This is a genomic window from Sphingomonas sp. CCH9-E2 (assembly GCF_001557215.1).
In the GTDB taxonomy this organism is placed as follows: Bacteria; Pseudomonadota; Alphaproteobacteria; order Sphingomonadales; family Sphingomonadaceae; genus Sphingomonas.
The window spans coordinates 1-26,215 of the sequence record NZ_LSJM01000330.1; the positions used below are offsets into that span (position 1 = coordinate 1).

24 protein-coding genes and 1 pseudogene are annotated in these 26,215 nt (G+C 67.0%); 15 read left to right on the top strand and 10 right to left on the bottom strand.

The window, feature by feature from the left end; all coding sequences use genetic code 11:
- Positions 1-468 (top strand): annotated as a pseudogene (locus AX681_RS15515) (mannose-1-phosphate guanyltransferase); the annotation flags it as partial.
- Here the strand turns inward: AX681_RS15515 and AX681_RS15520 are convergent.
- The 4 genes from AX681_RS15520 to AX681_RS15535 are packed head-to-tail and all read right to left on the bottom strand — an operon-like array spanning position 465 to position 5,228.
- A complete protein-coding gene (locus AX681_RS15520) occupies positions 465-2,069 on the bottom strand; it encodes a DUF6311 domain-containing protein (RefSeq protein ID WP_066660761.1) in 1,605 nt (534 codons plus the stop codon). The pseudogene AX681_RS15515 and the gene AX681_RS15520 sit on opposite strands and share 4 nt — an antisense overlap.
- A gap of 38 nt (positions 2,070-2,107) precedes the next feature.
- Entirely contained in the window at positions 2,108-3,169 is a 1,062-nt protein-coding gene (locus AX681_RS15525) for a GNAT family N-acetyltransferase (protein WP_066660764.1), read from the bottom strand.
- On the bottom strand, positions 3,166-4,023 hold the full coding sequence (locus tag AX681_RS15530) for a cupin-like domain-containing protein (protein WP_066660767.1): 858 nt from the start codon (positions 4,021-4,023) through the stop codon (positions 3,166-3,168). The genes AX681_RS15525 and AX681_RS15530 overlap by 4 nt, the downstream gene beginning before the upstream one ends.
- Positions 4,020-5,228, bottom strand: a complete 1,209-nt coding sequence (locus AX681_RS15535) for a GNAT family N-acetyltransferase (protein WP_156442772.1) — start codon at positions 5,226-5,228, stop codon at positions 4,020-4,022. The genes AX681_RS15530 and AX681_RS15535 overlap by 4 nt, the downstream gene beginning before the upstream one ends.
- A gap of 612 nt (positions 5,229-5,840) precedes the next feature.
- Here AX681_RS15535 and AX681_RS15540 point away from each other — a divergent pair.
- Together AX681_RS15540 and AX681_RS15545 are read left to right on the top strand one after the other, a co-directional pair.
- Positions 5,841-6,410, top strand: coding sequence for a hypothetical protein (locus AX681_RS15540; RefSeq protein WP_197424303.1), 570 nt, complete (start codon positions 5,841-5,843; stop codon positions 6,408-6,410).
- 13 nt (positions 6,411-6,423) lie between these two features.
- Positions 6,424-6,786 (top strand): hypothetical protein, encoded by a 363-nt coding sequence (locus AX681_RS15545; RefSeq protein ID WP_066660774.1) that lies wholly within the window; start codon positions 6,424-6,426, stop codon positions 6,784-6,786.
- 202 nt (positions 6,787-6,988) lie between these two features.
- On the opposite strand, the gene groL is transcribed toward AX681_RS15545, so the two are convergent.
- Together groL and groES are read right to left on the bottom strand one after the other, a co-directional pair.
- A complete protein-coding gene (gene groL / locus AX681_RS15550) occupies positions 6,989-8,632 on the bottom strand; it encodes a chaperonin GroEL (RefSeq protein WP_066660777.1) in 1,644 nt (547 codons plus the stop codon).
- Positions 8,633-8,683: 51 nt separating this feature from the next.
- Positions 8,684-8,971 carry a co-chaperone GroES gene (groES, locus tag AX681_RS15555; protein ID WP_066660780.1) on the bottom strand — a complete coding sequence of 96 codons (288 nt, stop codon included), beginning with the start codon at positions 8,969-8,971 and terminating at the stop codon, positions 8,684-8,686.
- Between the two features lie 513 nt (positions 8,972-9,484).
- Here groES and AX681_RS15560 point away from each other — a divergent pair.
- The 5 genes from AX681_RS15560 (at position 9,485) to AX681_RS15580 (ending at position 14,733) form a co-directional block, all read left to right on the top strand.
- Positions 9,485-10,066 carry a hypothetical protein gene (locus AX681_RS15560; RefSeq protein ID WP_066660782.1) on the top strand — a complete coding sequence of 194 codons (582 nt, stop codon included), beginning with the start codon at positions 9,485-9,487 and terminating at the stop codon, positions 10,064-10,066.
- A gap of 57 nt (positions 10,067-10,123) precedes the next feature.
- Entirely contained in the window at positions 10,124-11,704 is a 1,581-nt protein-coding gene (locus AX681_RS15565; protein ID WP_066660784.1) for a ShlB/FhaC/HecB family hemolysin secretion/activation protein, read from the top strand.
- Positions 11,705-11,809: 105 nt separating this feature from the next.
- Positions 11,810-13,711, top strand: a complete 1,902-nt coding sequence (sppA, locus tag AX681_RS15570; protein ID WP_066660786.1) for a signal peptide peptidase SppA — start codon at positions 11,810-11,812, stop codon at positions 13,709-13,711.
- Positions 13,712-13,723: 12 nt separating this feature from the next.
- Positions 13,724-14,287: a GNAT family N-acetyltransferase gene (locus AX681_RS15575; RefSeq protein WP_066660789.1), complete on the top strand. Its 564-nt coding sequence runs from the start codon at positions 13,724-13,726 to the stop codon at positions 14,285-14,287.
- Positions 14,288-14,346: 59 nt separating this feature from the next.
- Positions 14,347-14,733: a hypothetical protein gene (locus tag AX681_RS15580; RefSeq protein WP_066660792.1), complete on the top strand. Its 387-nt coding sequence runs from the start codon at positions 14,347-14,349 to the stop codon at positions 14,731-14,733.
- A gap of 173 nt (positions 14,734-14,906) precedes the next feature.
- On the opposite strand, the gene AX681_RS15585 is transcribed toward AX681_RS15580, so the two are convergent.
- Together AX681_RS15585 and moaA are read right to left on the bottom strand one after the other, a co-directional pair.
- The gene (locus AX681_RS15585) at positions 14,907-15,680 is read right to left on the bottom strand and encodes an NAD kinase (RefSeq protein WP_066661176.1); all 774 of its coding nucleotides are present in this window, start codon (positions 15,678-15,680) and stop codon (positions 14,907-14,909) included.
- Positions 15,677-16,654, bottom strand: coding sequence for a GTP 3',8-cyclase MoaA (moaA, locus tag AX681_RS15590; RefSeq protein ID WP_231733767.1), 978 nt, complete (start codon positions 16,652-16,654; stop codon positions 15,677-15,679). Before moaA ends, AX681_RS15585 begins: the two co-directional genes overlap by 4 nt.
- A gap of 80 nt (positions 16,655-16,734) precedes the next feature.
- Between moaA and AX681_RS15595 the strand changes: the two genes are divergently transcribed.
- From AX681_RS15595 to AX681_RS15615, 5 genes are read left to right on the top strand one after another with little or no spacing between them, the layout of a single operon-like run.
- A complete protein-coding gene (locus AX681_RS15595) occupies positions 16,735-18,705 on the top strand; it encodes a putative bifunctional diguanylate cyclase/phosphodiesterase (RefSeq protein ID WP_066661216.1) in 1,971 nt (656 codons plus the stop codon).
- On the top strand, positions 18,702-19,154 hold the full coding sequence (locus tag AX681_RS15600; RefSeq protein WP_066661183.1) for a hypothetical protein: 453 nt from the start codon (positions 18,702-18,704) through the stop codon (positions 19,152-19,154). The genes AX681_RS15595 and AX681_RS15600 overlap by 4 nt, the downstream gene beginning before the upstream one ends.
- The gene (locus tag AX681_RS15605) at positions 19,155-20,045 is read left to right on the top strand and encodes an alpha/beta fold hydrolase (RefSeq protein WP_066661185.1); all 891 of its coding nucleotides are present in this window, start codon (positions 19,155-19,157) and stop codon (positions 20,043-20,045) included. It begins immediately after the preceding gene.
- Positions 20,042-20,524: an FKBP-type peptidyl-prolyl cis-trans isomerase gene (locus AX681_RS15610; RefSeq protein ID WP_066661188.1), complete on the top strand. Its 483-nt coding sequence runs from the start codon at positions 20,042-20,044 to the stop codon at positions 20,522-20,524. The genes AX681_RS15605 and AX681_RS15610 overlap by 4 nt, the downstream gene beginning before the upstream one ends.
- Positions 20,525-20,528: 4 nt before the next feature.
- Positions 20,529-20,840, top strand: a complete 312-nt coding sequence (locus tag AX681_RS15615; protein WP_066661193.1) for a hypothetical protein — start codon at positions 20,529-20,531, stop codon at positions 20,838-20,840.
- A gap of 263 nt (positions 20,841-21,103) precedes the next feature.
- On the opposite strand, the gene AX681_RS15620 is transcribed toward AX681_RS15615, so the two are convergent.
- Positions 21,104-21,814 carry an SDR family NAD(P)-dependent oxidoreductase gene (locus tag AX681_RS15620; protein WP_066661196.1) on the bottom strand — a complete coding sequence of 237 codons (711 nt, stop codon included), beginning with the start codon at positions 21,812-21,814 and terminating at the stop codon, positions 21,104-21,106.
- Between the two features lie 4 nt (positions 21,815-21,818).
- The gene (purF, locus tag AX681_RS15625) at positions 21,819-23,270 is read right to left on the bottom strand and encodes an amidophosphoribosyltransferase (protein ID WP_066661200.1); all 1,452 of its coding nucleotides are present in this window, start codon (positions 23,268-23,270) and stop codon (positions 21,819-21,821) included.
- A 136-nt stretch (positions 23,271-23,406) separates the two neighbouring features.
- Here purF and AX681_RS15630 point away from each other — a divergent pair, with 136 nt between their 5' ends.
- Together AX681_RS15630 and katG are read left to right on the top strand one after the other, a co-directional pair.
- Positions 23,407-23,655, top strand: coding sequence for a DUF7218 family protein (locus tag AX681_RS15630; RefSeq protein WP_066661204.1), 249 nt, complete (start codon positions 23,407-23,409; stop codon positions 23,653-23,655).
- Positions 23,656-23,920: 265 nt separating this feature from the next.
- Complete coding sequence (katG, locus tag AX681_RS15635; RefSeq protein WP_066661207.1) at positions 23,921-26,122, top strand: catalase/peroxidase HPI; 2,202 nt, start codon at positions 23,921-23,923, stop codon at positions 26,120-26,122.
- Positions 26,123-26,215 lie beyond the last annotated feature (93 nt).

The window sequence follows — 26,215 nt, forward strand, 5'->3', positions numbered from 1 at the left end:
TTCCTGTTCCGTGCAGACGTGTTCGTCGAAGCGTTGGCGGAGTTCGCGCCGGAGATGCTGGCGGCGGCGCGCGCGGCGATGGACCGCGCGGTGCGGGAGGGCAATCGCATCCTGCCCGATGCCGCCGAGTTTGCGCGCTCGCCATCGGACTCGATCGACTATGCGGTGATGGAGAAGGCGTCGAAGGTCGCGGTGGTGCCGGTGCGCATGGGCTGGTCCGATGTCGGCAGCTGGGACGCGCTGCACGCGATCAGCGCCTGCGATGCGAGCAACAATGCGTGCCGCGGCGATGTCGTGGCGATCGACACCGCCAACTGCCTGGTCCGCGCGGGCGACGGCAAGAAGGTCGCGCTGGTCGGCGTGAGCGACCTGATCGTCGTGGTCGATGGCGACGATGTGCTGATCCTGCCGCGCGGGCGCAGCCAGGAGGTCAAGCGCGTGCTGGCGGCGATGAAGGGTGAAGCTTAGCCCTTTGGCACGAACAGGATCGTGACGCCGTCGAGTGGTCGGGCCTGCATGATCAGCGGCGGCGGGACGCGTTCACCGTCGATCAGGATGTAGAGGCGACCCGGCACGACCTCGCCAGCCCGGAAGCGGTCGGTTTCGGCCTGTTGCCGTGCGGCGCTGGCGTGGGAGGTGCGGGCGACATAGACGCTGCGCACCGGCACGCCTGCCTTGGCGGCGCGCCAGGCGATTTCCTGAAAATGGCCGAGCCCCTTGGTGACGTCACCGGGGACGAAGGCGATGTCGTCGGCCTGCGCGATCAGCCGGTCCCATTCGGGCGAGGTGGTGCGAACGTAAAGCGGGTCGCTACGGGCTTCGGCCGATTGGGCGCGGATCGCGGCCGACATGGGCACGAGGTCGGCGACCTGCACTACGACTGCCGCGATCAGCGCGAGCCGGGCGGTCCGCTCGGGCAGGCGATAGATCACGCGGAGCGCGGCGAACACCAGCACATAGGCGACCGGCCAGAATAGCCGTCCCGAGGCGCGGACGGAGTCGAGTGCATTGGCGATCTCGACCGGCAGATGCAGGCGCGGGAGTGCGTATCCGGCGAAATCGGGATAGGTGCTGACCGCGAGCAGGGTCAGCACGACCAGCGCCGGGATCAGCCAGCGATAGCGCGACAGGCTGTCCGGCGCGCCGGGGGCGGGGCGGGGCAGGCGGCGCGTAAGGATCGCTGCAGCGGGAAGCAGGAGGAGCAGGCCGAGACCGAGATACTGGAACCCCTCAAACCCCCGCCCGGGGCGCTGTTCGATTGCGGGAAGGAAGGTCGAATAAGTCTCAACCGCGGGGTTCCACAGCGCGTCGAGCGGCATGGCGAAGGCGCCGTAATTGCCCGAGGACTGGAAGTCGCCGAACACACCGAGGCTCCAGGCGATGGCGAGCACCATCGCGACCATCGCCGCGCCCTCACCGAGCAGACGCGGCAGGGCACGGCGGTCCTTGCCCAGCCGCTCCAGCATCGCGCTCGCCCAGATCGCGCCGACCATGACCAGCAAATAGGAGTGCACCAATGTCGTCAGGGCGATCAGCACCGCCCAGCCGCGATTGGACGCCGACCGCTGCGGATCGTCGAACCGCCACAGCGCCCACAGGATCAGCCAGTGCGCCATCAGGTTCACATGGACGACGCGGTTGAACAGGGTCGGCAGCGCGGCGAGCAGGATCACCCCGCACCACAGGGCGACCGGGCCGGGCGCATGGCGGCGCAGCAGCAGCCACGCGAAGACCACTTGCAGGAACAGGCAGGCGAGCAGCCACCAGCCGATCAGCTGCGCGTCGGCGGGCAGCGCCCATTGCAGCAGGAAGGCGATCGCAGAGAGCAACGGGTTGCTGTCGGTGAACAACAGCGGCGTCCCCTCCGGCGCGCCGAGCAGGCTGGTGCGCAGGAAGCCGGGCGCGGGATCGTGCAGCCAAGCGTGCAAGCCCAGCGCATTCTCGCCATTGTCGGTGCCGCGCAGCAGCCAGCCGACATTGCCGATGTCGAGAATCTGCCAGTGAAAGAAGACGCCGAACAGCGCGAGCGGCAACAGGATCAGGGGCAGGCGGTGATCGGCAGCGCGCATGGTCGGGCTATAGGTCGCGCGGGTGCGCCCGGCCAGTGTCAGCGCGCGAAGCGCCGCACCAGCGCCTGCGCGGCGGTCGTGGCGCCGGCGGTCAGCCCGCTGACGCTGCGCGGGTTGAACAGGCGCAGGCGATGGCGCACGCGGCGCTCGTCCATCCATTCGGCCTTGTAGCCCTCATCGCCATTGCCATAGTCGATCAGGTCGGGCCGGTCGTGGTCCAGGACATGCTGGAACATCGCGTGCGATAGCAGCGTGCCCGGCGAATTGGCGCGCTCGCTTTCGAGATGGGCGAGCTTGTGGATCGTTGCGACGCCCTGCTCGACCGTCCAGAATTGCGCGGCGACCGGCTGTCCGTCGCGCAGCGCGATGCCGAGGCGCAGGGTGCCCGCTGCCCCTTCCTGCTCGGCGAAGGCGCGGACGAAGGCGGGGGAGCCCTCATTCGGCTTCCAGCTGCCGCCATAGACCGCTTCATAGGCGGCCCAGGCCTCGGCGTCGAAGCCGTCGAAGATCATCGTCGCGACCGGGCTGTTCTTCGCGCGGCGGCGCACGGTGTTGCGCAGCTTCGACCCGCGCTTCGCCCAATAGGCGTCGAAGTCGTGTCCCGCGGTGCGCGCGACCCAGTGCGCGGTTTCGACCCGCTCGACCGCGATCCAGCCTGCGCGGCGGAAAGCCGATTGCAGCTCGGCCGAGATTTCCGGCTCCAGCGGCCACAGGGTTAGCGCACCGAACCGCGTGCCGACCTGTGCGACCAGTCGATCGAGCAGCGCCGCGCGCACCTCTGCCGGGCAGCCCGGCGTGGCGATCGGGGCGAAGGCGAGCGTGTACCAGCGCGCGAAGCTGCATGCGCGGCCCCACCCGCTGACCCGGAGTGGCAGCCACAGCGCGTGCGGCCCCTGGCGCACGGTCGCAACGGCGATCGGCGCGTCGGGCCAGAGATGCCGTGCGGTCAGCCCCAGCCAGTCGATCCGGTCATAGGGGCTGCGCTGAAACGGACGGTCGAGCATGCCCGCGGCATCGCGCACGAGCGTGTCGAAGCAATCGATCACGCGCGCGGCGACCGGCGCGGTCTGCGCCTCGATCCGCGGGAAATGCGCGGTCACTCGGCGTGTCCCGTCATCCGCCGCGCCTTTTGAATGCCGCGCCAGGCGATGGATTTGAGGTGATTCTGCTGCGGGAACCGTGCGGGCATCGCGGGCTGCAACCCAGCCTTGCGCAGCAGGCGGTTGAGCGCGTGCGCGTCCGCCTCGCGATAGCTCCATTCGGAGCGCCAGGTGACCGAGAGCGAAATCGACATCGCGTCGCCATTCTGCACCCAGTGCGGTGCCTTGACCGGGACATAGAGCGCGTCGCCGGGCGTGAGGCGCAGCGGTGTGCCCTTGGCGGCGAAGCTGTCGTGGAAGGGCAGGTTGCGGTGACCGCCCTGGTGGAACGCCTCCTGCAGCGCGCCCGGCACCAGTTCGGGGTCGGCGGCGGGGAAGACGGTCATCACCTTTTCCCCGCGCAACTGCATCAGGATATTGTGTTCGGGGTCGATGTGGAAGGGCGTGACCGCGCCGGGCGAGGAAACGAAGATGAACGCCTCACGCTTCAGCATCGCGCCGGTGCTACGCGCGACGAGCGGCTCGATCTCGTCCAGCACGGTGTCGAGCAGCGCGCGGTAGAGCGGGTCCTGATCGACGAACTTCAGCACCATCCACGACCCGTTCTGTTCGATCGAGCGGATCGTTTCCTCCACCGACAGGCCGTTGCTCTTCAGCTCCGCCGGGTCGATCCCGACCGGGATGTGCGCCAGATTCTGTTCGACATCGACTGGGCGGATGCGCTGCGACAGCGCGACCAGCGCGTCGAGCTCAAACAAGTTGTGGCCGCACAGATGGTGGCCGAAAACGCCGGGCCGTTCCGGATAGAGCGCCGAGAATGCGGCGCGCGCGTCGGTGTCGAAGATCGGGGTCATGCGTCGCTCTCCAGGGCGGAAACGGGACGGGTGGTGCGCAGCGCGCGGACGGCGGCGGCGGCGCGCTCGAGCCCGCGCGCGGCGGTGAACAGGGCTCGGCGGTGGGCTCCGGCAAGCGGGACCGAGACGCGGACGATCGCGCGCCGCTCGCCCCACAGGCTGTTGATCATCGGATGATTCTCGACCGCGCAGCTGTCCATCCAGGCGATGTCGCCGCGTGCGAGCAGCTGGAGATTGTCGATCTGCAGCAGCACGCCGGGCGAGAAGCGCGAGAGGCGTTCATCGAACGCGGTCTTGAACGAAAATGCGCCGGGTGGCGCGAGCAGGTTGACCAGCATCGCGATCGCGGTGCCGTCGAGATCGATGCGGATGATGTCGAGCTTGCCCGCAGCGTGCGCGCTGATGACGGCGTCGCGGAAGAATGCGGCGGTTTCGGGCGTGCACGCGAGCGCCGAGCCGGCTGCGCCCTTCCATCCGGCGCGTTCGAGCGCGAGGAAGTCCTCGATCCAGTCGCTGACCGCATCCTCGGGACCGAGACGGCGGGTTTCGACCCGCCCCTGTTCGAGCAGGCGGGAGCGCAGGCGGCCGAGTTCCTTGCGCTTCTTCTTGCGCACCGTGGCGGCGTAATAGGCGTCGGGCGACAGGTCGGTCGCCAGCATCGCGCGCTCGATCCGGTGGACCGTGTCGCAGGGGCGGCTGAGGTCATGGGCGGCGGCGATCAGGCCGCGATGCACCGGCCCCCCTTCGACCAGCCCGCTGACATGCAGCAGCGCGCCCGCCGCCGGATCGGCATCCAGCGCGGTTAGCAGCGCGCGCCACGCTTGCGCCTCATGGCCCCGCCGCAGCAGGGGGGCGCCGAGAAAGCGGTGATAATGCGCCCAGTTTTCGGTGTGGCGCAGCGGGATGCGGCCGTAGCGGGTGGCGGGGATGACCGGCAGCAGGCCGATCAGCTGGCCATTGCTCCGTACCGCGAGCTGACGGACACCGGGCGGGAGCAGATGCCGGCTCGCATCGGCGAACCAGCGTTCGGCGAAGACATCCGGCTCGGCGGCGTCGGCTGCGAGCGCGTCCCACGCGGCTGCCCATGCGGCGTCGGGGCAGGGAAGTGCCATCACCTCGACCTGCGGTTCGGCCGCAACGGGGCACAGCGCATCGGGCGCGAAGACGCGCTCGCCGCCCGTGTCGATGGCCGTCACCGCGTTCATCGCCGCTCCTGATCAGTCTGGATCACGCGCATGGCGTAACGGCGAAGCGTTAAATTTCCCCAAGTTCGTGCACGTCTTGCCCGGTAAGGAAAATTCGTTCCGTGCATCCGGGGAAGCGGTGTCACCACGGTGCGTCGATTACTTCCCATTTGGGTAACGCAACATTGCGATCATCGACCGTGCGGGGGCAGATCGATCGGGTCCGGGTTCGCCGCGACTCGCGGATTTACCGCGATTGTTGGCGCTGAGCGACCGCAAGTTGAGATTGATTCGCGAATCCGACTTCTGGCGTGATCATGCATACATATTTCACATGATCTCCAATAACGTACATAAAACGATATGTAGGTCAAATATTGATCAGTAATTGTGGCACTTGTAAGTAATTTAGATGCTACGAATACGTATTCGATCTGAATCGTTTCAGTGGTATATCGCTCTGGTTGCTGTGATTTTGCGAGTTGTAGATTCTCGGATCGTAAAATCCCGATATCGCTGATTAACCACGAATCGATGGAAAAGATGCTTGTTGAGACGGCGAGTCGAACACAGGGAGTGGGTATGCGTAGCGTTGTTTCGGAAAGCGTTCGGACGACCTCCAGCGGGGGGCGCGTGTCCCCGTGGACACCTTCAGCGACAAGCGGTCGCAGCCTGTTTGCGCCGACCGATGGCCGCTTTGCCCCGGCACCGCCGGCGCGGCCGACGCGATCCGTGGGCGGGTTCGTGCCCTATGCGGGGCATTGCATCGTGCCGGTCAAGACCAATGGGCTGGTCCGGCTGCCTTCGTTCGTGCGTCGTAATGTGAGCAGCGAAGGGCCGAGCATCTTTCTTGGCCTGCACGGCTCGCAAAACTGCCTGGTCGGATCGAGCGTGCAATGGTGGCAGCAGCTGACCATGAAGTGCGACCGGCCCGGCCTGGACAGCGCCGATGCTGCGGCGCGCCGCGACATCCCGCCGCCGCCCGCGCCATCGCGCCGGCTGTTCGGGTTCTGCGAGGAGTTCTGGCGCCCGAACGAGTTCGTCAAGCTGCCGAGCTGGGCGCGCGCGGTGGCGGGGATCGCCAATGCGGCGCTGTTCGTCGGCGCGGGCGAGACGTTCGAGATCTGGTCGATCGAGGATGCGATGAAGTCGGACGACGCCGACCTGGTCGCGCTGGTCCACTCGGCGACGAAGCTCCAGTGAGCGGGGGCGGGGCATGGGGCGCTGTCACCTGACCGGGCATCAGCCCGGCGACGAGATCTGGAACCAGGGCTATTTCTTCACCCGCTGCACCCGCTGTGGCCGCGACATGATGCGCGCCGACGGGCCGTGGCGGACGGTGCCGAGCAAGTATCGCGTGGTGTGGCGCAGCGGCTATCACCGCCATGCCGTGCCGAGCGATTTCGGTCGGCGGCTGCCCGTGGCGGCGAACATGCCGAAGGATAAGTGGGCAAGGCTGCCGCGTTACAGCGTGGGCAGCATCATGGTCAGCCCGACGCCACCCAGCGACGAAGCTCCGGGCGAGCGGGAGACGATGGATCAGGCGATTGCGGCATTCCGGTTGCTCGGGATGCGGTGAGTGTGCGTGTAAGCGTGGCGTATGAAAAAGGGCCGGGGAGGTGACTCCCCGGCCCTTTTTTTGGTTCGCCGGTTGGCTGGGAGGTTTGGATCCGGTCCCCGGCAAAGCCGGGGACTCGTCGGTCGGGTCGGCGGCTTGCCGCCGCCCGCCGTCCGGACCTGAGGAGTCCTGAGTTAGCGTGGCTAACTCAGGCACCTCTAGGTCAGAAGTCCATGCCGCCCATACCGCCCATGCCGCCGCCCATTGCGGGCATTGCGGGCTTGTCTTCCGGCAGCTCGCTCACCGCCGCTTCGGTGGTGATGAGCAGGCCGGCGACCGAAGCCGCGTTCTGCAGCGCGGTGCGGACGACCTTGGTCGGGTCGATCACGCCGGCCGAGACCAGGTTCTCGTACGTGTCGGTCGCGGCGTTGAAGCCGAACGACGTGTCCGTCTGGTCGAGCAGCTTGCCCGACACGACCGCGCCGTCATGGCCGGCATTGGCCGCGATCTGGCGGACAAGGGCGGTCAGCGCCTTGCGGACGATGTCCACGCCGCGGGTCTGGTCCTCGTTCGCGCCGGTCAGGCCTTCGATCGCCTTGGTCGAGTAGAGCAGCGCGGTGCCACCACCGGGGACGATGCCTTCTTCAACGGCTGCGCGGGTTGCGTGCAGCGCGTCGTCGACGCGGTCCTTGCGCTCCTTCACTTCGACTTCCGAAGCGCCGCCGACCTTGATGACGGCAACGCCGCCGGCCAGCTTTGCAAGGCGCTCCTGCAGCTTTTCGCGGTCATAGTCCGAAGTCGTGACTTCGATCTGCTGACGGATCGCGTCGGTGCGGCCCTTGATCGCATCGGCTTCACCCGCACCGTCGACGATGGTGGTGTTGTCCTTGTCGATCGACACGCGCTTGGCGGTGCCGAGCATGTTCAGCGTGACCGACTCGAGCTTGATGCCCAGGTCTTCGCTGATCACTTCGCCCTTGGTCAGGATCGCGATGTCTTCCAGCATCGCCTTGCGACGATCGCCGAAGCCCGGCGCCTTGACCGCTGCGACCTTCAGGCCGCCGCGCAGCTTGTTGACGACCAGCGTGGCGAGTGCCTCACCCTCGATGTCCTCGGCGATGATCAGCAGCGGGCGACCCGACTGCACGACCGCCTCGAGGATCGGCAGCATCGCCTGGAGCGACGACAGCTTCTTCTCGTGGATCAGGATGTACGGGTCGTTGAGTTCGACCGCCATCTTCTCGGGGTTGGTGATGAAGTAGGGCGACAGGTAGCCGCGGTCGAACTGCATGCCTTCGACGACGTCCAGCTCGAACTCGAGACCCTTGGCCTCTTCGACCGTGATCACGCCTTCCTTGCCGACCTTTTCCATGGCTTCGGCGATCTTCTCGCCGACTTCACGGTCGCCATTGGCCGAGATGATGCCGACCTGGGCGATCTCGCTCGAGCCCGAAACCGGCTTCGAACGCGACTGCAGGTCCGCGACGACCTTGGTCACCGCGAGGTCGATGCCGCGCTTCAGGTCCATCGGGTTCATGCCGGCCGCGACCGACTTCATGCCCTCACGCACGATCGCCTGGGCGAGCACGGTGGCGGTGGTGGTGCCGTCGCCGGCGACGTCGTTGGTCTTCGAGGCGACCTCGCGGACCATCTGCGCGCCCATATTCTCGAACTTGTCCTTCAGTTCGATTTCCTTGGCGACGCTGACGCCGTCCTTGGTGATGCGCGGGGCGCCGAAGCTCTTGTCGATCACGACGTTGCGGCCCTTCGGCCCCAGCGTGACCTTCACCGCGTCGGCGAGGATGTCGACGCCGCGCAGGATGCGCTCACGCGCGTCGCGGCTGAATTTTACGTCCTTGGCTGCCATGATGGAAACCCTTTCAAAATGTGGAAAATGACAAAAGTGAGCTAGAGAAGGTCAGCCGACGATCCCGAGGATGTCGCTTTCCTTCATGATCAGCAGGTCTTCACCGTTGACCTTGACCTCGGTGCCCGACCATTTGCCGAACAGGATGCGGTCGCCGGCCTTGACGTCGAGCGGGGTGACCTCGCCCTTTTCATTCTTGGCGCCCGAACCGGCGGCGACGACTTCGCCTTCCTGCGGCTTTTCCTGGGCGGTGTCGGGAATGATGATGCCACCGGCGGTCTTGGCCTCGGCCTCAACGCGGCGGACCAGCACGCGATCGTGCAGCGGACGGAAGTTCATGGAGCTCTCCTGAACGTGGTTGAATAGAGTGTTGGCACTCACCCCCGGCGAGTGCCAGCAGCAGGCATATGGGTGAGCGGCGCGGAGTCGTCAACGGGTCCGGGCGATCGGCGGCGCAAAGAATCCGACGGATAGAAACGAGTGCTATCCATGCAAGTATGCTGCAAGTTGCGGACAAGTAACAAAATTCAATAAATCAGTAACCATTAAAATGCGCTCGCTGTCGGAACCCGTTGTCAAACTTGGATATTCTGCACTCGGGCGACGCGTGGAACTATCGCCTGAAGAAGGAGATGTGGGATGATTGGCAGAACGGCAATTTTGCCGGCGCTGGCGGCCGCCTCAACAGCGGCGCTGCTCCTGGCAGGATGTGAAAGCTCCGGACAGCACCGGATCGGTTGGGTCGGGGACGCCCCGCCCAGCGGTGACAGCTCAAGTGGCAGCTCGGGCGGATCGAGCTCGAGCGGTGGCTCCAGCAGTTCCGGCGGCGGAACCGGCAGCAGCTCGGGCGGAATGCCGGGCGGTTCGTCGGGCGGCACGGCAGGTGGCAATCTGGTCGGCAATCTGATCGTCACCGCAGGCAACACCGTGATCGGCGTTGCGGGCAAGCATGACGGCCTCGCACAAGTGGTCAACGGCGTGGTGCCCAAAAGCGGCATCCTGACCGGCAAGGTCACGGCAGTCCTGGCAGGAACCGGCCAGACGCTGGTTCAGATCGGCGAGGGCAGCGGTGGCACCGGATCGGGCGGCCTGATCATCGACGGAGTCGGTGGCAAGCTTGGCGCGCTCGTCGCGCTCGACCTGGGCAAGGGCAAGGTGATTGCTGCGCCCGAAGGCTCGCGTGGGCTGATCGGCCTCAACGTCCTGGCGCAAAATCCAAACACGGGCAAGCTGGCGACGGTGAGTGCGGCGTCCGGCGGCAAGTTGCTGGCCATCGACGTTCCCGGCGCAACCGCCAATGGCGGCCTGCTGGCACCGGTCAAGGGCCTTAAGGGCGGAATAATCGGCAAGCCGACCGAGCAACCGCATGCACCGGCGCAGGGCCAGGCAAAGCCCAAAGGGCTGGTCGGAGGCCTGATCGGCGGCAAGGACTGAACGGCACGGCGGCCATGCGCATCGGCGCGGGCCGCCGACACCGACAGGGAGGAACCCATGCTGGCGACGCTATTGACGCTGGCGGCTGCGGGGGAGCCGCAGGACCGCCGGCGCCTGATCGATCGCGGACGTATCGACCGCCCGAAGGCGACAGCACCGGAGATCGAGGCGCGCCCTGCACCGACACGCCCCAACATCTCGATCGCCGGTACCGGGCGGCCGATCCGCGGCATTCGGTTTCGTGGCGTCGAGGCGCCCGCTGGCGTGGCGCGGGCCGCCGAAGGCTTTCTGGGCAAGGCGATGACGACGGCGACGCTTGCCGAACTCGCCGGCACCTTGTCGCGGGCCTATGGCAAGAGCGGGGTGGCGCTCTATACGATTGCGATCCCGGAGCAGGACTTTGCCGGGGATGTGGTAGAGGTCTTGCTGACCGAGGGACATATCGCCCGGGCGCAAATCGATGGCGAGCGCGGCCGACATGACCTGTTGCGCGCACGCATGGCCCCGTTGCTTGCGGAAACACCGCTTAGCCGTGCGACGTTCGAGCGGCAGCTGACTCTGATGCGCGCGATTCCGGGACTGACATTCGAACCCGCCTTCACCGACCCCGACGGCACTGGCGCGCTTACGCTGACCGTGACGCCCAAGCAGCGCCGCAGCAAGTTCGGCGTCGGGTTCAGCAATCGCGGCGTCGACCTGACCGGGGACGGGCAGTTCGACGCGAATGCGGACTTTTTTGGCGCGGCCGCCGATGGCGACCATCTATCGGTCAACCTGTCCGCAGCGAGTGACCTCAAGCGCTATCGCTATGCCGTAGCCAATTATCAGGCACCGCTAACCGCCAGCGGCCTGACTGCGAGTATGAGCGCAGCCTATCTCGAGACCCGGCCAAAGGGGACGCAGGTGGTGGGCCGGGCCAAGCTGGCCGCCCTGACGCTGAGCTATCCGCTGATCCGCGATTTCCGCCGTAGCGTCGATGTCAGCGTCGGGATCGATGGGCTGAACAGTGACAATGCGGTGCTGGGAAATCTGATCGCGACCGAGCGCACCCGGGCGCTGCGCGCGGCGGCGAGCATGTCCGACACGCGCGAAAAACGTGCCTGGTCGATCAGCGTAGCGGCGTCGCAGGGGCTGAACATCGCTGGCCAGCGGGTGATCGCGCCGTTCGCCGAACCCGGCTTTTTCAAGGTCAGCGCCGGGGCGAGCGTGGCGCAGGCGATCGGTGCGCGCGTCACCGCCCGGCTCAACCTGTCGGGCCAATATAGTGGCGACCGGCTTCCTGCCGCGGAGCGATTCTCGGTCGGGGGCGAGGAGTTGGGGCGGGCGTTCGACACTGCGTTTCTCACCGCCGACAAGGGCGCCGGGGCGTTGGGCGAAGTCGCGGTGCGCCCGGTCAAGGGCGGCGCGTTCGCAACGAGCGAACTCTATGCCTTTGCCGACCGCGCTTGGATCGGCGTCGCATCACGCGGGATCGATCCGGCGTTTGACCTGTCGATGGCGTCGGCCGGCGTCGGCGGACGGCTGCGCTTCAGGGAACGCGCCGAGCTGGGGGTAGAGGCGGCGAAGCCGATCGACGACCCCTATCCCGGCTATGCCGAGGATTGGCGCATATCGATCATGTGGCGACTGGCGCTCTGACACCCGATTGCGCCTGTATCACTCCCTTAACACAGCTGCTTTACTCCCTTGCCCAAAGGTCCTACCTGTGCGTCAATCGCACGGGGCATTTCGGAGAATAGGCACGTGAAACTGGTACGCGGCGCATGGAAGCTGCTGGTCGGCATCAAGGACGCTCTGGTCCTGCTGTTCATGCTGTTCTTCTTCGGGGCGCTGTTCGCATTGTTGTCGGCCAAGCCCAATCCGGGCGGGGTCAAGGACGGCGCGCTGGTGCTGGCGATCGACGGCACGATCGTCGAGCAGCCAGCCGAGGCCGATCCGTTCGGGGGCTTTGGCGGCGGTGATGTGCCGCGCGAATATCGCATGCGCGATCTGGTCCGCGCGCTCGACGCGGCGAAGGACGATGCGCGGGTCAAGGTGGTCGTGCTCGACCTCGACCGGTTCGGCGGCGGTTACCCCGCTGCGGTGGCTGAAGTCGGCGAGGCGATCCGCCGCGTGCGCGACGCGAAGAAGCCGGTGCTGGCCTATGCCACCGGCTATAGCGATGCGAGCTATCTGCTCGCCGCCAATGCCAGCGAGATCTGGGTCGACCCGATGGGCGGCACGCTGTTCACCGGACCCGGCGGATCGCGGCTCTATTACAAGGGGCTGATCGACAAATTGGGCGTCACCACGCACGTCTATAAGGTCGGCAAATTCAAGTCGGCGGTCGAACCCTATATCCTGACCGCCCAGTCGCCCGAGGCGAAGCAGGCAAACGAGGCGCTGTACGGCGCGATCTTCGGCCAGTGGCGCGAAGCGGTGAAGAAGGCGCGGCCCAAGGCGCGGATCGAACCGCTGCTGACGACTCCGGCGGACGCCGTTGCCGCAGCCAATGGCGACTTTGCCAAGATGAACCAGCAGCTCGGCATGGTTGACAAGCTGGGCGACCGGCTGGCGTTCGGCAAGCGCGTGGCGGAAATCGCCGGCGTCGATGCGAACAAGCCGGCGGGCAGTTACAAGACGATCAAGCTCGCCAACTGGCTGGAGGCCAATCCCGCGCCCAAGACCGGCGACGCGATCGGCGTGATCACCGTTGCGGGAGAGATTGTCGACGGCAAGGCCGGGCCGGGCGTGGCCGCGGGCGACACCATCGCCAATCTGCTGCTGAAGGGGCTGGCCGACAAGAAGCTGAAGGCGCTGGTCGTGCGCGTCGATTCGCCGGGCGGATCGGCGCTGGCGTCCGAACGCATCCGTCAGGCGATCCTGCAGGCCAAGGCACAGGGCCTGCCGGTCGTGGTGTCGATGGGCAGCCTGGCTGCGAGCGGCGGTTACTGGGTCTCGACGCCCGGCGACGTGATCTTTGCCGAGCCGAACACGATCACCGGGTCGATCGGCATTTTCGGCATCCTGCCGACGTTCGAGAACAGCCTCGCCAAGATCGGCGTGACGTCGGATGGCGTGAAGACCACGCCGCTGACCGGCCAGCCCGACGTCTATGCCGGCACCAATGCCGAAGTGGACCGGGTGCTGCAGTCGGGGATCGAGCAGGGCTATCGCCGCTTCGTCGGCCTGGTCGCCGGTTCGCGCAAGATGACGACGGCGCGGGTCGACGAGATCGGTCAGGGCCGCGTGTGGGACGGCGGCACCGCGCGTCAGCTGGGGCTGGTCGACCGGTTCGGCAATCTTGACGACGCGGTTGCCGAAGCGGCCAAGCGCGCCAAGCTGGATCCGGCCAAGACCCATGCGGTGTTCCTGGAGAAGGAGCCCGACTGGTTCAGCAAGCTGATCGCCGGGTTCATGTCGGGCGGCGACAGCGACGAGGAGGAAGAGGCGGCGCCGGAGAGCGGCGGCGACCTCTATGCCCGGATCGCTGGCGATCGCCGCGCGGTGCTGGCGCAGGCGCTGGGCGATGCGAAGCGGCTCGCGGGGGCGTCGTCGATGCAGGCACGCTGCCTCGAATGCGCGGCCTATGGCCCGATGACGGGGCCGCAGGCGCAGGCGGATGCGCGGCTCATCGATCTGGTGATGGCGAAGCTGGGCCTGTGAGGAACTGAACGCGTGATCCAGATTCAGTTGCGCGCCGCCGAACCCGGCGACGCGGCGGCGATTGCCGCCATCTATGCGCCCTATGTGCTGACCGGCACGGTGAGTTTCGAGTTCGAGCCGCCGGACGCGCGCGCGATGCGCGGGCGGATGGAGGCATCGGACGGGCTTTATCCGTGGATCGTCGCGACCAATGGCGAGGGGAAGGGCGTGCTGGGCTACGCCTATGCCACCAAGTTCCGCGAGCGCGCGGCGTACCGCTATGTCGTCGAAACCTCGGTCTATGTCGCGGGCGCGGTGCAGGGGCAGGGCGTAGGGCGGCTGCTGTACGAAGCGCTGATCGACACGCTGCGCGCGCAGGGCTTTACCCAGGCGATCGGCGTGATCTCGCTACCCAACGACCAGTCGATCAAGACGCATGAGCAGGTCGGCTTTCGCCGCGCCGGGCAGTTGCGCGAGATCGGGTTCAAGCAGGGCCGCTGGGTCGATATCGGCATCTGGCAGTGCGAGCTGAACGACAGCGCGATCCCGCCGATCGAGCCCAAGCCGTTCGCCGAGGTCGGGGTGGTGCGCGGCTGAGGCCCGCCGAATTTCGCGACATTTAAGCCTCTTGTCGTCAATTGTTGCTATGATGGGGCATGGAAGAGGGACGTAGCTACCGGATCGAGATCGATCGTTCGCGCAAGCTGCTGATTCTGACCGTGTTGACGATGCAATCGCCCGAAGACTCGGCCTGGGCTGGCGAGGAACTGCGCGCCGCGATCCAGAGTTTCGGGCCGGACATCGGGCAGCATGTGACACTGTATGACGGCAGCGCGATCCCGAGCCTGCCGACCGCGACGGTCGATCACATTCTCCAGACGCTGGACAATCCGGCCGTGCGCGCCATTTGGGCTCGCAAGGTCGCCTTTGTCGTGACCACCGCCACCGCGCGGATGCAGATCAAGCGCTTGCAGCAGATACGGCCGGATATTCAGGTGTTCGACACGCGTGAGGCAGCGATCGCCTGGTTGATGGAGGCGTAGGCTGTATCGACATTAGCGATCGGTCGCCTCTATCCTCCCCCGCCAGGGGGAGGTGGCACGCGCAGCGTGACGGAGGGGGAGGAAGGGTCTCGGCGAGAGATCGGACGACACAGCCGTCCTCCCCCTCCGTCGCCTTCGGTGCCACCTCCCCCTGGCGGGGGAGGATAGCGTTCTTACGCGATAAACTGTTCCATCGTGATCCGCTCATCCAGCGCATGCTCGGGATCGAACAGCAGCGTCAGGTCGCGATTGCGGTCGATCGCGATGTCCACCTGCGCCACGTCGCGCACTTCGCGCTGATCGGCGACTGCGCTCACCGGGCGCTTGCCGGGGTCGAGCACGCGCAGCGAGATGCGCGTCTTTTCGGGCAGGATCGCGCCCCGCCAGCGGCGCGGCCGGAACGGGCTGATCGGGGTGAGCGCGAGCAGGCGCGAGCCGAGCGGCAGGATCGGGCCATGCGCCGACAGATTATAGGCAGTCGACCCCGCCGGCGTCGCGACCAGGATCCCGTCGCATACCAGTTCGGGCAGCACCACGCGGTCGTTGACGCGAACTTCCAGCTTGGCGGTCTGGCGCGTCTCGCGCAGCAGCGACACTTCGTTGATCGCGGGGAGGACATGAGTCTCGCCGTCCATCGTCGTCGCGGTCATCACCAGCGGCGACACCTTGAACGGCCGAGCCCGGGCGAGCCGGTCCTCCAGCCCCTCGGGCTGCCAGTCGTTCATCAGAAAGCCGATGGTGCCGAGGTTCATGCCGAACACCGGCACGATCCGCCGCCGCTCCAGCATCGCGTGCAGCGTCTGGAGCATGAAGCCGTCGCCGCCCAGCGCGACGACCATGTCGGCATCCTCCACCGGCACCCAGTCGCGCCCGGCGAGCAGTTCCGCCGCCGCCGTTTCGGCGGGGGTCGTGGGGGAGGCGGCGAGCGCCCGGCGCACGTCGCTCATCCGCCGGTCACGCTCATATGGCGCGCAACGGCCGGCGCAGCGCCCTGCGCGACGTCGAAGTCGTGCCGCGCGGGCTTGGCCGCCAGCGCCGCATCGATTGCGGCATCGACCGCCGCCAGCCCGCCACCGCGGATCGCGGCCTTCAGATCGACCTCGTCGTCATGACCCAGACAGGTGAACAACTTGCCCTCCGTAGTCAGCCGCACGCGGTTGCAGCTGTCGCAGAAATTACCCGTGAGCGGGGAGATCAGGCCCAGCCGCGCGCCGGTCCCGCCGACCCGCCAGTACCGCGCCGGCCCGCCGCTGTCATGCGTGTCGCGGGTCAGTTCGAATTGTGCAGACAAATCGTCGAGCACGCGGGTCAGCGGCACGAAGCGATCGGCGCGATCCTCGTCGATCGCGCCGATCGGCATGGTTTCGATCAGCGTCAGGTCCATGCCCTGCGCGCTGGTCCAGTCGAGCATCGCGGGGATCTCCGCGTCATTCAGCCCCTTCAGCGCGACCATGTTGATCTTGACGGTGAGGCCCACCGCGCGCGCGGCGGCGATGCCGTCCAGCACCTGGGCCAAATCGCCGCGCCGGGTGATATGGCGGAACATGGCCGGGTCGCGGCTGTCGAGGCTGACATTGATCCGCCGCACGCCGGCCTGCGCCAGCGCCGCCGCATGGGTCGCCAATTGCGTGCCGTTGGTGGTCAGCGTCAGCTCGTCCAGCCCTGCGCCCACGCTGCGCCCCAGCCGCCGCACCAGCTCCAGCGCATCGCGCCGCACCAGCGGCTCGCCCCCGGTCAGCCGGATCTTGCTCACCCCGCGCGCGACGAAGCGCTCGGCGATCAGCGCGATTTCCTCCAGCGACAGCACTTCGCTGCGCGGCAGGAACTGCATCTCCTCGGCCATGCAATAGCGGCAGCGCAGGTCGCAGCGGTCGGTGACCGATACCCGCAGGTAGCGGATCGCGCGGCCATGCCGGTCCATCAGAGGCCGATCGCTCGCCATGCAAAAGGAGCTAAGCTGTTCGTAGCGCCGGGACAAGGCTTGCGTTAGGAATGGCCGCGATGACCGACGCCGCGCCCGTTCCTGCCACACCGATGACCGGGCGCGACCGGCCGCTGTTCCTGCTGTCGTTCCGCCAGCGCGACGAGCTTGCGGCGCAGGCGGCGCGCGCGGGCTGGCGGGTCGTGGCGGCGCGGCGCGGGGAGGGGGCCGATCGGCGCTTCCTGGCCAGCGGGGCGGCGGTGGCGGTGGTCGATGCGCGGGGTTCGGTTGCCGAAGGGCTTGCCGCCGTCCGCGCGATGGCACCCGTGACCAGCGCCAATGGCGCCGCGCTGCTCGCGCTCGTGTCGCGCGACGACACCGCGCGGCTGGGCGAATTCTACGACGCCGGTGCCACGCACTTTCTCGCCAGCCCGATGCGCGAGGTCGAGTTCGTTCAGGCGCTGCGCTTCGCCGCCCGCCACGCCCAGCGCACCGGGACCGACGCGGCCCGTGCGACCGGGGAACCGCTCGGCTGGCGTTACGATCCGGCGCTGCGCTCGCTGCAGGTCACGCCGGCACTCGCGGCGATGCTGGGCCTCAGCTCCGCGCCGTCGCTGCGCACCCTGCTGCGCCATGTCGAGGCGGCGGATCGCGGTGCGATGCGCGGCGCGCTGGCGCGGTTGCGCGAAGGGCTTCAGGCGACCGCCTTCGCCCACGACCTGCCGGGCGCGGGCCGCGTGGTCGAGCATCTGCAGCGCGACGCGCGCACCGGCCGCATCCACGCGCTGATCGAGCGGCTGGGCGAGGTCGATGCGAGCGCGGTGGTCCGCGACGTGCTGACCGGCGTGCGCGACGACACCGGCATGCGCCGCTGGCTCTCGCGTCGCCTCGACGAAGCGCAGCCGGTCGGCGTTGTCCTCGTCACGCTCGGCCGGTTCGACATGGTCAACACCGCCTATGGCCGCGACGCGGGCGATTCGGTCCTGCGCGCCGCCTCGACCCGCATCGCGGATGCCGCGCGCGCCACGCTCGGCCGCCGGGCGACGCTGGCGCGGATGGGCGGGGCCGAGTTTCTGGTCGCGGCGGAAGATGCCGACGCGCAAGCGCTCGCCGCCGCTGCCGCGGAAATCGAGGAGGCGCTGACCCGCCCCTTCGTGATCGGCGACGCGATCGCCCCGGTCGGCGCGCGCATAGCGACCGCAACCGCGCGTCCGGGCGACGATGCCGCCGCCTTGCTGCGCCGCGTGAGCGAGGCGCTCAGCGGCGACGAGGATGACCGCTCCATCCCGCTCGAAGCGCTCGCGGTCGATCTGCGTCACGCGATGGAGGCGGGCGAGATCGAGCTGCGCCTGCAGCCGCAGGTCGCCGTCGCCACCGGCGCGATCGTCGGGGTCGAGGCGCTGGCCCGCTGGCGTCACCCGCAGCATGGCGAGGTCGGCGCCGAAACGCTGTTCGCCGCTGCCGCGCGTGCCGAGCTGGAGGTCGCGCTGTCGGAGCATGTCCAGCGCCTCGCCCTAACTCAGGCCGCGCGCTGGCCCGCCTCGCTCCGCCACCTGCGCTTGTCGGTCAACGTCACCGCCGCCGATGTCGCGCGTGCCGGCTTTGCCGACCTGTTCCTCGATTGGGTCGACAGCAGCGGCTTTCCGCGCGCGCGCCTGACCGTCGAGATTACCGAAAGCGGGCTGATCGACGATCTCGGCGAAGCCTCACGCCTGCTCAGCGAGTTGCGCGCCGCGGGCTGCCGCGTCGCGATCGACGATTTCGGCACCGGCTATTCCAGCCTCGCCTATCTGAAAGCCCTCCCGCTCGATTACCTCAAGGTCGACCGCAAGCTGACGCAGGACATCACCGGCAGCGCGCGCGACCGTATCGTCGTGCGCGGCGTGATCGATATGGCGCGCTCGCTCGGCCTGACCGTGATCGCCGAAGGGGTGGAGACCCCCGAACAGCTCGACCTGCTGGCCAAGGAGGGGTGCCAGACCTATCAGGGCTATCTCTGCGCCGAGCCGCTGACCCTTCCCGAACTTATTGCCCTGGTGGACCCTGCATGAACGACCCCCGCGACGCGACCGGCGTCTGGTATGGCCGCTATTTCGCGACCGGCTGGGACGTGCCCGAAAACAGCTTCATCGCGCATCTCGAGGAGTTTGGCGGCGCGGTGGAGGGGACGATCACCGAACCCGACGATACCGGCCTGTCCGACATCCGACGCGCCTTCGTGTCCGGAACACGCAGCGCCGATACGCTGGTCTTCACCAAACAATATGACCCGGCTGGCCCGCTGGCGCACAGCGTTGCCTATTCGGGCCGGATCAGCGCGGACGGCACCGAAGTGACTGGCGACTGGCGCTTCTCGGGCTATCACGGCAGCTTCGTGATGAATCGCGAGATTTTCAGCGCCGAGGAACTGGACGAAGACGCGGTGGTGGACGAAGAACTGGTCATCGAACTGGGCGACCCGGCACCGCCGGCATGGCGCCTGTCATTTGGGAGGGATTAGATGATGAACCGCCGCGGCCTGTTCGCGACATTGGCGATGCTGCTGACCGCAGCCCTGCTCCCCACGCCCGCCGCGGCGAAGGGCTTCGCCTCCGACCGCATCGTTGTGACGGTGGAGGGGAAGGGTGCCGATGTCATCCTGATCCCCGGCCTGTCCTCCAGCCCCCGCGTCTGGGCGGAAATGACCGCAGCGCTCCCCGGCTATCGTTACCACAAGGTGCAGGTGCGCGGGTTCGGTGGGCTCGACAAGGGCGGGAACACCGAAGGCAATGTCGCCGCACCGGTGGCCGAGGAAATCTCGCGCTACATCGCGGAGAACAAGCTCGGCAAGGTCGCGGTGATCGGCCATTCGATGGGCGGGACGATGGCGATGATGCTCGCTGCGCGCCACCCGGATCAGGTCGGCAAGCTGATGGTCGTCGACATGCTCCCCTTCCTCGGCGCGATGTTCGGCGGCCCGCAGGCGACGCCGGAGACGCTCAAGCCGATCGCCGACCAGATCATGGCCGGGATGCGCAACAGCCCGCAGGATGCCTATGCCAAGCAGCTTGAAGGCACGATCGCGTCGATGGTCGCGACCGAAGCCATGCGCGCGCCCGCGCTGGAGGACGCGATGAAGTCCGACCGCGACGTCTCCGCGCGCGCCTATGGCGAACTGATCATGACCAATTTGATGCCCGAACTCGGCAAGATCACCGCGCCGACCACGGTGCTCTATGTGACGCCCCGTGGCGCACCGGTCACCGACGCGCAGATGGACGGCTTCTATCAGGCATCCTTCGCCCCGATCAAAGGCGCGAAGCTGGTGCGCGTGCCGTCTTCCGCGCACTTCATCATGTGGGACAACGCGCCCTTCTTCCAGGCACAGGTCAAGGCGTTCCTCGCAGCATGAAGCCCATCATCGCAATCGCCGCCGCGCTGATCGCGCTCCCCGCCGCCGCGCAGGACGCGCCCGACCGGTCGCAGGACGTCGCCTGGCACAATCAGCAATCGCTCGCCCTCGCGCAGCGGCACGGCGGCGCAGGCTGGAACGTGACGAAAAGCGGCCTGCGCTGGCGGCTGATCGCGGGCAACGGCTCCGGCCAGCACCCCGGACCGACCGACCGCGTGACCGTGCATTATGTCGGCACCTTCACCGACGGCGCCGAATTCGACAGCTCGATCAAGCGCGGCCAGCCGATCACCTTCCCGCTCAACCGCGTCATCCGCGGCTGGACCGAGGGCGTCCAGCTGATGGGCGTCGGCGACAAGGTGGAGTTCGCGATTCCCTCTGACATCGCCTACGGCCCCGCCGGCCGCGGCCCGATCCCGGGCGGCGCGACCTTGCTGTTCACGGTGGAGTTGCTGGGGATCGAAGGGGTGGGGGAGTAGAGGGATGGAACGACAGGACCGAAGCGTATCGCTTCCCACGCAAATGCAAGGTCGATGGGTCGACGCCGAAGATTCGACGTCTGAGTTGGTTGTTTCGGGTGGCGAGGTTAGCTGCTTCGGCAAGCTAGTCGCCTACGACTTCAAATTGCTGGGGACGGACGATGGTGCGCTGACCGTGAGCTTGAAAATCAACGACCCAGCGGGTGAGGATGATTTTCAGCGATCAAATGTGACCGAATTGGTGATCACGCCAGAAGGCGAGTTCCACGCATATAACACGCAGTTCGCAAGCCAGTTTGTCCGGTCAGACAGCTAAACTCCTGTTGGATAGGCCGCGATCAACCACCCCACCGTCATCCTGAACTCGTTTCAGGATCCGCGTCTCCACCAGCGGTTCAGTCGCCTGCTGCGCTGTGGATGCTGAAACAAGTTCAGCATGACGGAAGTCGAGGGGGCAGCCAGCGATCACCTAAATTTCGTCGCCCCGGGCTTGACCCGGGGCAGGGCTGTCTTGGCGTGCGTCGGGAGCAGAAGTAAGGAGCCCCGCCCCGGGTCAAGCCCGGGGTGATAGGGGAGGGATCACCCCAGCGCCTCAAACGCCCCCGTCTCGAAATCCTCGCCCAGCATCGCAACGATCCGGTTCGCCACGTCTTCCGGCGGCTTGACGCTCTCAGGCGCCTCGCCCGGATACGCCCGCGCGCGCATCTTGGTCCGCGTCGCGCCCGGATCGAGCAGTGCCACGCGTACCTTGGTCAGGTTGCGCACCTCGTCGGCATAGCTCAGCAGCAGATTCTCGAACGCCGCCTTGGTCGCGCCGTACAGGCCCCAATAGGCGCGCGGTTGGCGCCCGACTTTCGACGTCACGCCGATCACGCGCCCCGCGTCCGACTTGCGCAGCAACCCGTCGAATGCGCCGATCAGCGCCGCCTGGGCGCTGACGTTGAGCGCCAGCACCTTGGCCACTTCCTTGGGATCGAACGCCGAAATCTGCGACAGCGTGCCCAGCGCGGCGGCGTTCAGGACCAGGATGTCGAGCTTGCCCCAGCGTTCCGCCACCGCGGCGGCGAGGCGCGGGATCGAATCCGTCTCGATCAGGTCCATCGGCGCGATCGTCGCCGATCCGCCTGCCGCGAAGATCGCTTCCTCGACCTCTTCAAGACCGCCGGCGGTGCGCGCGGTCAGCACGACATGCGCGCCCTGTGCCGCCAGCGCGATCGCGGTCGCCGCGCCAATCCCACGGCTCGCGCCGGTGACGAGCGCGATGCGCCCGGCAAGTGCCTGTTCTGTCATGCGATCAGCGTTTCTCGTCGAGCAACGCGAGCTGGCCGATTGCCTGCTCGTCATGGTCGGTCAATTGGGTCGGATATTCGCCGGTAAAGCACGCGTCGCAGTAGCGCGGCAGCACGTCGCCGCGCCGCGCCTCGCCCAACGCGCGATACAGCCCGTCGATCGACACGAACGCCAGGCTGTCGGCCTTGATGAACTTGGCCATGCCGGCCACGTCATGCTGCGCGGCGAGCAGCTTCGAGCGCTCGGGCGTGTCGACGCCATAGAAACAGCTATGCGTCGTCGGCGGGCTGGCGATGCGCATATGCACTTCCGCAGCACCCGCTTCGCGCATCATCTCGACGATCTTCAGGCTGGTCGTGCCGCGCACGATCGAATCGTCGATCAGCACGATCCGCTTGCCCTGGATCAGCGCGCGATTGGCATTGTGCTTGAGCTTGACGCCCAGCCGCCGCACTTCCGCGCTCGGCTGGATGAACGTCCGCCCCACATAGTGCGAGCGGATGATGCCCAGCTCGAACGGAATGCCCGATTGCTGGGCATAGCCGATCGCGGCAGGGACGCCCGAATCCGGCACCGGGATCACCAGATCCGCCTCGACCGGCGATTCGATCGCCAGCTCGGCGCCGATGCCCTTGCGCACGGTATAGACCGATCGGTCCTGCGCGATCGAATCCGGGCGGCTGAAATAGACCCATTCGAAGATGCACGGGCGCGGCGCGATCGCGGTGAACGGGCGGATCGATCGCATCGCGCCGTCCTTGACAATCACCAGCTCGCCCGGCTCGACATCGCGGACATAGGTCGCACCGACCACGTCGAGCGCCACCGTCTCCGACGCGAAGATGAAGCTGTCGCCAAGGCGGCCCATCACCAGCGGACGGATGCCCAGCGGGTCGCGGCACGCGATCATGCCTTCCTGCGTCATGCAGATCAGCGAATAGGCGCCCTCGACCTGCTTGAGCGCATCGATGAACCGGTCGAGCAGGTCCTTGTAGCCGCTCGTCGCGACCAGATGGATGATCGTCTCGGTATCCGACGTCGACTGGAAGATCGAACCGCGCCGGATCAGCTCGCGGCGCAGATGCATCGCGTTTGAGATATTGCCGTTATGCGCCACCGCGAACCCGCCGCTCGCCAGCTCGGCATAGAGCGGCTGGACGTTGCGCAGCGCGGTCTCGCCGGTGGTCGAATAGCGGACATGGCCGCACGCGACATCGCCGGCCAGCGCGCGGATCACCTCGTCGCGGTCGAAATTGCCTGCGACATGGCCCATCGCGCGGTGCGTATGGAAATGCGCGCCGTCAAAGCTGGTGATGCCGGCGGCCTCCTGCCCGCGATGCTGGAGTGCATGGAGGCCCAGCGCGACAAGCGCGGCTGCGCCCTCGGCACCGGAAACGCCGAATACGCCGCACTCTTCGTGCAGCTTGTCGTCATCGAACGGATGTGTGGTCAGCATCGGCCCTTCGGGGGAGTCGTTGGTCGATCCGCGGGCATATAGGCAGTCGATCCGGCTTTGTCGCCTGTTTGTCACATCAAATCCGGGATCATTGTGTTTCCCCGTAGGTTTTCTTGAGATCGGCAGGAGACGCATCATGGCCAAGGACCACGGACCCCAGATCAAGGACGACAAACTCTACGAAGAGCTGCGCAAGGACGGCGCGTCGAAGGAGAAAGCCGCGCGCATCGCCAACGCCAAGGCGGAAGGCTCGCTCGACCACAAGAGCACCCGGCTCGAGGATCGCACGAAGGAAGAGCTGTACGACGAGGCCAAGGAGATCGGCATCGAAGGCCGCTCCGACATGACCAAGGACGAACTCATCGACGCGATTCGCTCGAATTGATCTTGTCACCCCGGCCTTGTGCCGGGGTCCACTGGGAGGCTGGCGCGAAGCAAGCGGCTCAATCGCCGCGCTTGAGGTTGGGTGGATCCCGGCACGAGGCCGGGGTGACGAATGGATGCAATCCCCAGCTCGTTCGCCCTAATCGATGACACAACCGCGACATAATCGATTTCCTCACTCGCACTGACCGGTTTATCCCGTTTCCGCCGCGCGCCCCGCTTCGATAGCCTCCCTCCAAGACCAATCACGCAAGGAGGGATTCCCGATGGACGCAAAGACCGGATCGATCGACGGCGGCGGCTGCCCCGTGCACGGCAATGGCGGCGTTCGCGCGCTGCTCGGCCGCACCAACAAGGATTGGTGGCCGGAGATGCTGGCGACCGAAATCCTCAACCCCAATGGTCCGTCCAACCCGATGGGCCCCGATTTCGATTATGCCGAAGCGTTCAAGACGCTCGACTACGCCGCGCTCAAGGCCGACCTGACCGCGCTGATGACCGACAGCCAGCCCTGGTGGCCGGCCGATTACGGGCATTACGGCCCCTTCTTCATCCGCATGGCCTGGCACGCCGCCGGCACCTACCGCACCGCCGACGGTCGCGGTGGCGCCAATAGCGGGCAGCAGCGTTTCGCCCCGCTCGACAGCTGGCCCGACAACGGCAATCTCGACAAGGCGCGCCGCCTGCTCTGGCCGATCAAGCAGAAATATGGCCAGGCGATCAGCTGGGCCGACCTGTTCATCCTCACCGGCAACGTCGCGATCGAGAGCATGGGCGGCCCGGTGTTCGGCTTCGGCGGCGGCCGCGCCGATGTGTACGAGCCCGAGCGCGACATCTATTGGGGCAGCGAAGACAAGTGGGTGAACCAGGGCGTCCAGACCCGTATCGCCCCCGAACATGGCATGCACGAGCTGGAAGGCCCGCTCGCCGCGATCCAGATGGGCCTCATCTACGTCAATCCCGAAGGGCCGGGCGGCAACCCCGACCCGCTACTGTCGGCGCGCGACATGAAGGCGACGTTCGAGCGGATGGCGATGAACCATGAGGAAACCGTCGCGCTTACCGCCGGCGGCCACACCTTCGGCAAGGCGCATGGCAATGGCGACGCGTCGCTGCTCGGCGCCGCCCCCGCGGGGGGCGACATCACCGCGCTCGGCTTCGGCTGGGTCAGCAGCCATGAGAGCGGCGGCATCGGCGAGCATACCGTGACCAGCGGCATCGAAGGATCGTGGGTCAACACGCCGACGCAATGGTCGGAGAATTATTTCCGCCTGCTGCTCGACTATGATTACGAGCTGGTCCACTCGCCCGCCGGCGCGCAGCAGTGGCAACCGATCAACCAGCGCGAAGAGGACATGGCCCCGGCGGCGTGGGATCCGAACATCAAGGTCCCGACCATGATGACCACCGCCGACATGGCGCTCAAGATGGACCCCGAATTCCGCGTCATCAGCGAGAAGTTCCGCAACGACCATGAAGCGTTCAAGGACGCCTTTGCCCGCGCCTGGTTCAAGCTGACCCATCGCGACATGGGCCCCAAGGTCCGCTATCTCGGCCCGGAAGTGCCCGAAGAGGACCTGATCTGGCAGGACCCGATCCCCGCCGGCACCATGCCGAGCGACGCCGAGGTCGCGGCGGTGAAGGAAAAGATCGCAAACAGCGGCCTGACCGTCAGCCAGCTGATCAAGACCGCCTGGGCATCGGCCAGCACCTATCGCAAGTCCGACCATCGCGGCGGCGCGAACGGCGCGCGCGTGCGGCTGGCTCCGCAAAAGGACTGGGAGGTCAACGAGCCGGAGATGCTGGCCAAGGTGCTGAGCACGCTCGACGGGCTGCGCGGGTCGCTGTCGATGGCCGACGCGATCGTGCTCGGCGGCGTGGTCGGTCTCGAAAAGGCGATCAAGGATGCGGGCCACAACGTCCCCGTTCCCTTCACCGGCGGCCGTGGCGATGCGACCGAGGAGCAGACCGACGCCGACAGCTTCGCCGTAATGGAGCCGGAGGCCGACGCCTTCCGCAACTATCTCGGCAAGAAGAAGCTGGCGGTGAAGACCGAGGAAATGATGCTCGACCGCGCGTCTTTGCTCGGCCTCTCGGTCCCCGAACTGGTCGTGCTGATCGGCGGCCTGCGCGTCCTCGGTGCCAATCATGGCGAGCGTGGCCATGGCCACTTCACCAAGCGCTCGGGCCAGCTGACCAACGATTTCTTCGTCAACCTGCTCGGCATGACCAATGTCTGGAAGGCTGCCGAAGGATCGGACGATCAGGAATTCATCGCGACCGACCGCAAGGGCGGCCACGAAACCTGGCGCGCGACCCGCGCCGACCTGATCTTCGGCTCCAACTCCGAACTGCGCGCCGTCGCCGAAGTCTATGCCGAAAACGGCCATGAGGAGAAGTTCGTCAGGGACTTCGTCGCGGCCTGGACCAAGGTGATGAACGCCGACCGCTTCGACCTGAAGGCGTAAAGCAGAAAGAAAGCCCCTCCCCTTCAGGGGAGGGGTTGGGGTGGGGCAGTCAATGCCTCGCAGAGACACGGCCGCGCCGGGACACCCCGCCGC

Excerpts from the sequence above, each read along its gene's own strand:
- AX681_RS15520 (WP_066660761.1), bottom strand. The coding sequence starts at position 2,069 with ATGCGCGCTGCCGATCACCGCCTGCCCCTGATCCTGTTGCCGCTCGCG.
- AX681_RS15530 (WP_066660767.1), bottom strand. The coding sequence starts at position 4,023 with ATGACCCCGATCTTCGACACCGACGCGCGCGCCGCATTCTCGGCGCTC.
- AX681_RS15535 (WP_156442772.1), bottom strand. The coding sequence starts at position 5,228 with ATGAACGCGGTGACGGCCATCGACACGGGCGGCGAGCGCGTCTTCGCG.
- AX681_RS15545 (WP_066660774.1), top strand. The coding sequence starts at position 6,424 with ATGGGGCGCTGTCACCTGACCGGGCATCAGCCCGGCGACGAGATCTGG.
- groL (WP_066660777.1), bottom strand. The coding sequence starts at position 8,632 with ATGGCAGCCAAGGACGTAAAATTCAGCCGCGACGCGCGTGAGCGCATC.
- groES (WP_066660780.1), bottom strand. The coding sequence starts at position 8,971 with ATGAACTTCCGTCCGCTGCACGATCGCGTGCTGGTCCGCCGCGTTGAG.
- AX681_RS15560 (WP_066660782.1), top strand. The coding sequence starts at position 9,485 with ATGCCGGGCGGTTCGTCGGGCGGCACGGCAGGTGGCAATCTGGTCGGC.
- AX681_RS15565 (WP_066660784.1), top strand. The coding sequence starts at position 10,124 with ATGCTGGCGACGCTATTGACGCTGGCGGCTGCGGGGGAGCCGCAGGAC.
- AX681_RS15580 (WP_066660792.1), top strand. The coding sequence starts at position 14,347 with ATGGAAGAGGGACGTAGCTACCGGATCGAGATCGATCGTTCGCGCAAG.
- AX681_RS15585 (WP_066661176.1), bottom strand. The coding sequence starts at position 15,680 with ATGAGCGACGTGCGCCGGGCGCTCGCCGCCTCCCCCACGACCCCCGCC.
- moaA (WP_231733767.1), bottom strand. The coding sequence starts at position 16,654 with ATGGACCGGCATGGCCGCGCGATCCGCTACCTGCGGGTATCGGTCACC.
- AX681_RS15595 (WP_066661216.1), top strand. The coding sequence starts at position 16,735 with ATGACCGACGCCGCGCCCGTTCCTGCCACACCGATGACCGGGCGCGAC.
- AX681_RS15600 (WP_066661183.1), top strand. The coding sequence starts at position 18,702 with ATGAACGACCCCCGCGACGCGACCGGCGTCTGGTATGGCCGCTATTTC.
- AX681_RS15605 (WP_066661185.1), top strand. The coding sequence starts at position 19,155 with ATGATGAACCGCCGCGGCCTGTTCGCGACATTGGCGATGCTGCTGACC.
- AX681_RS15610 (WP_066661188.1), top strand. The coding sequence starts at position 20,042 with ATGAAGCCCATCATCGCAATCGCCGCCGCGCTGATCGCGCTCCCCGCC.
- AX681_RS15615 (WP_066661193.1), top strand. The coding sequence starts at position 20,529 with ATGGAACGACAGGACCGAAGCGTATCGCTTCCCACGCAAATGCAAGGT.
- AX681_RS15620 (WP_066661196.1), bottom strand. The coding sequence starts at position 21,814 with ATGACAGAACAGGCACTTGCCGGGCGCATCGCGCTCGTCACCGGCGCG.
- purF (WP_066661200.1), bottom strand. The coding sequence starts at position 23,270 with ATGCTGACCACACATCCGTTCGATGACGACAAGCTGCACGAAGAGTGC.
- AX681_RS15630 (WP_066661204.1), top strand. The coding sequence starts at position 23,407 with ATGGCCAAGGACCACGGACCCCAGATCAAGGACGACAAACTCTACGAA.
- katG (WP_066661207.1), top strand. The coding sequence starts at position 23,921 with ATGGACGCAAAGACCGGATCGATCGACGGCGGCGGCTGCCCCGTGCAC.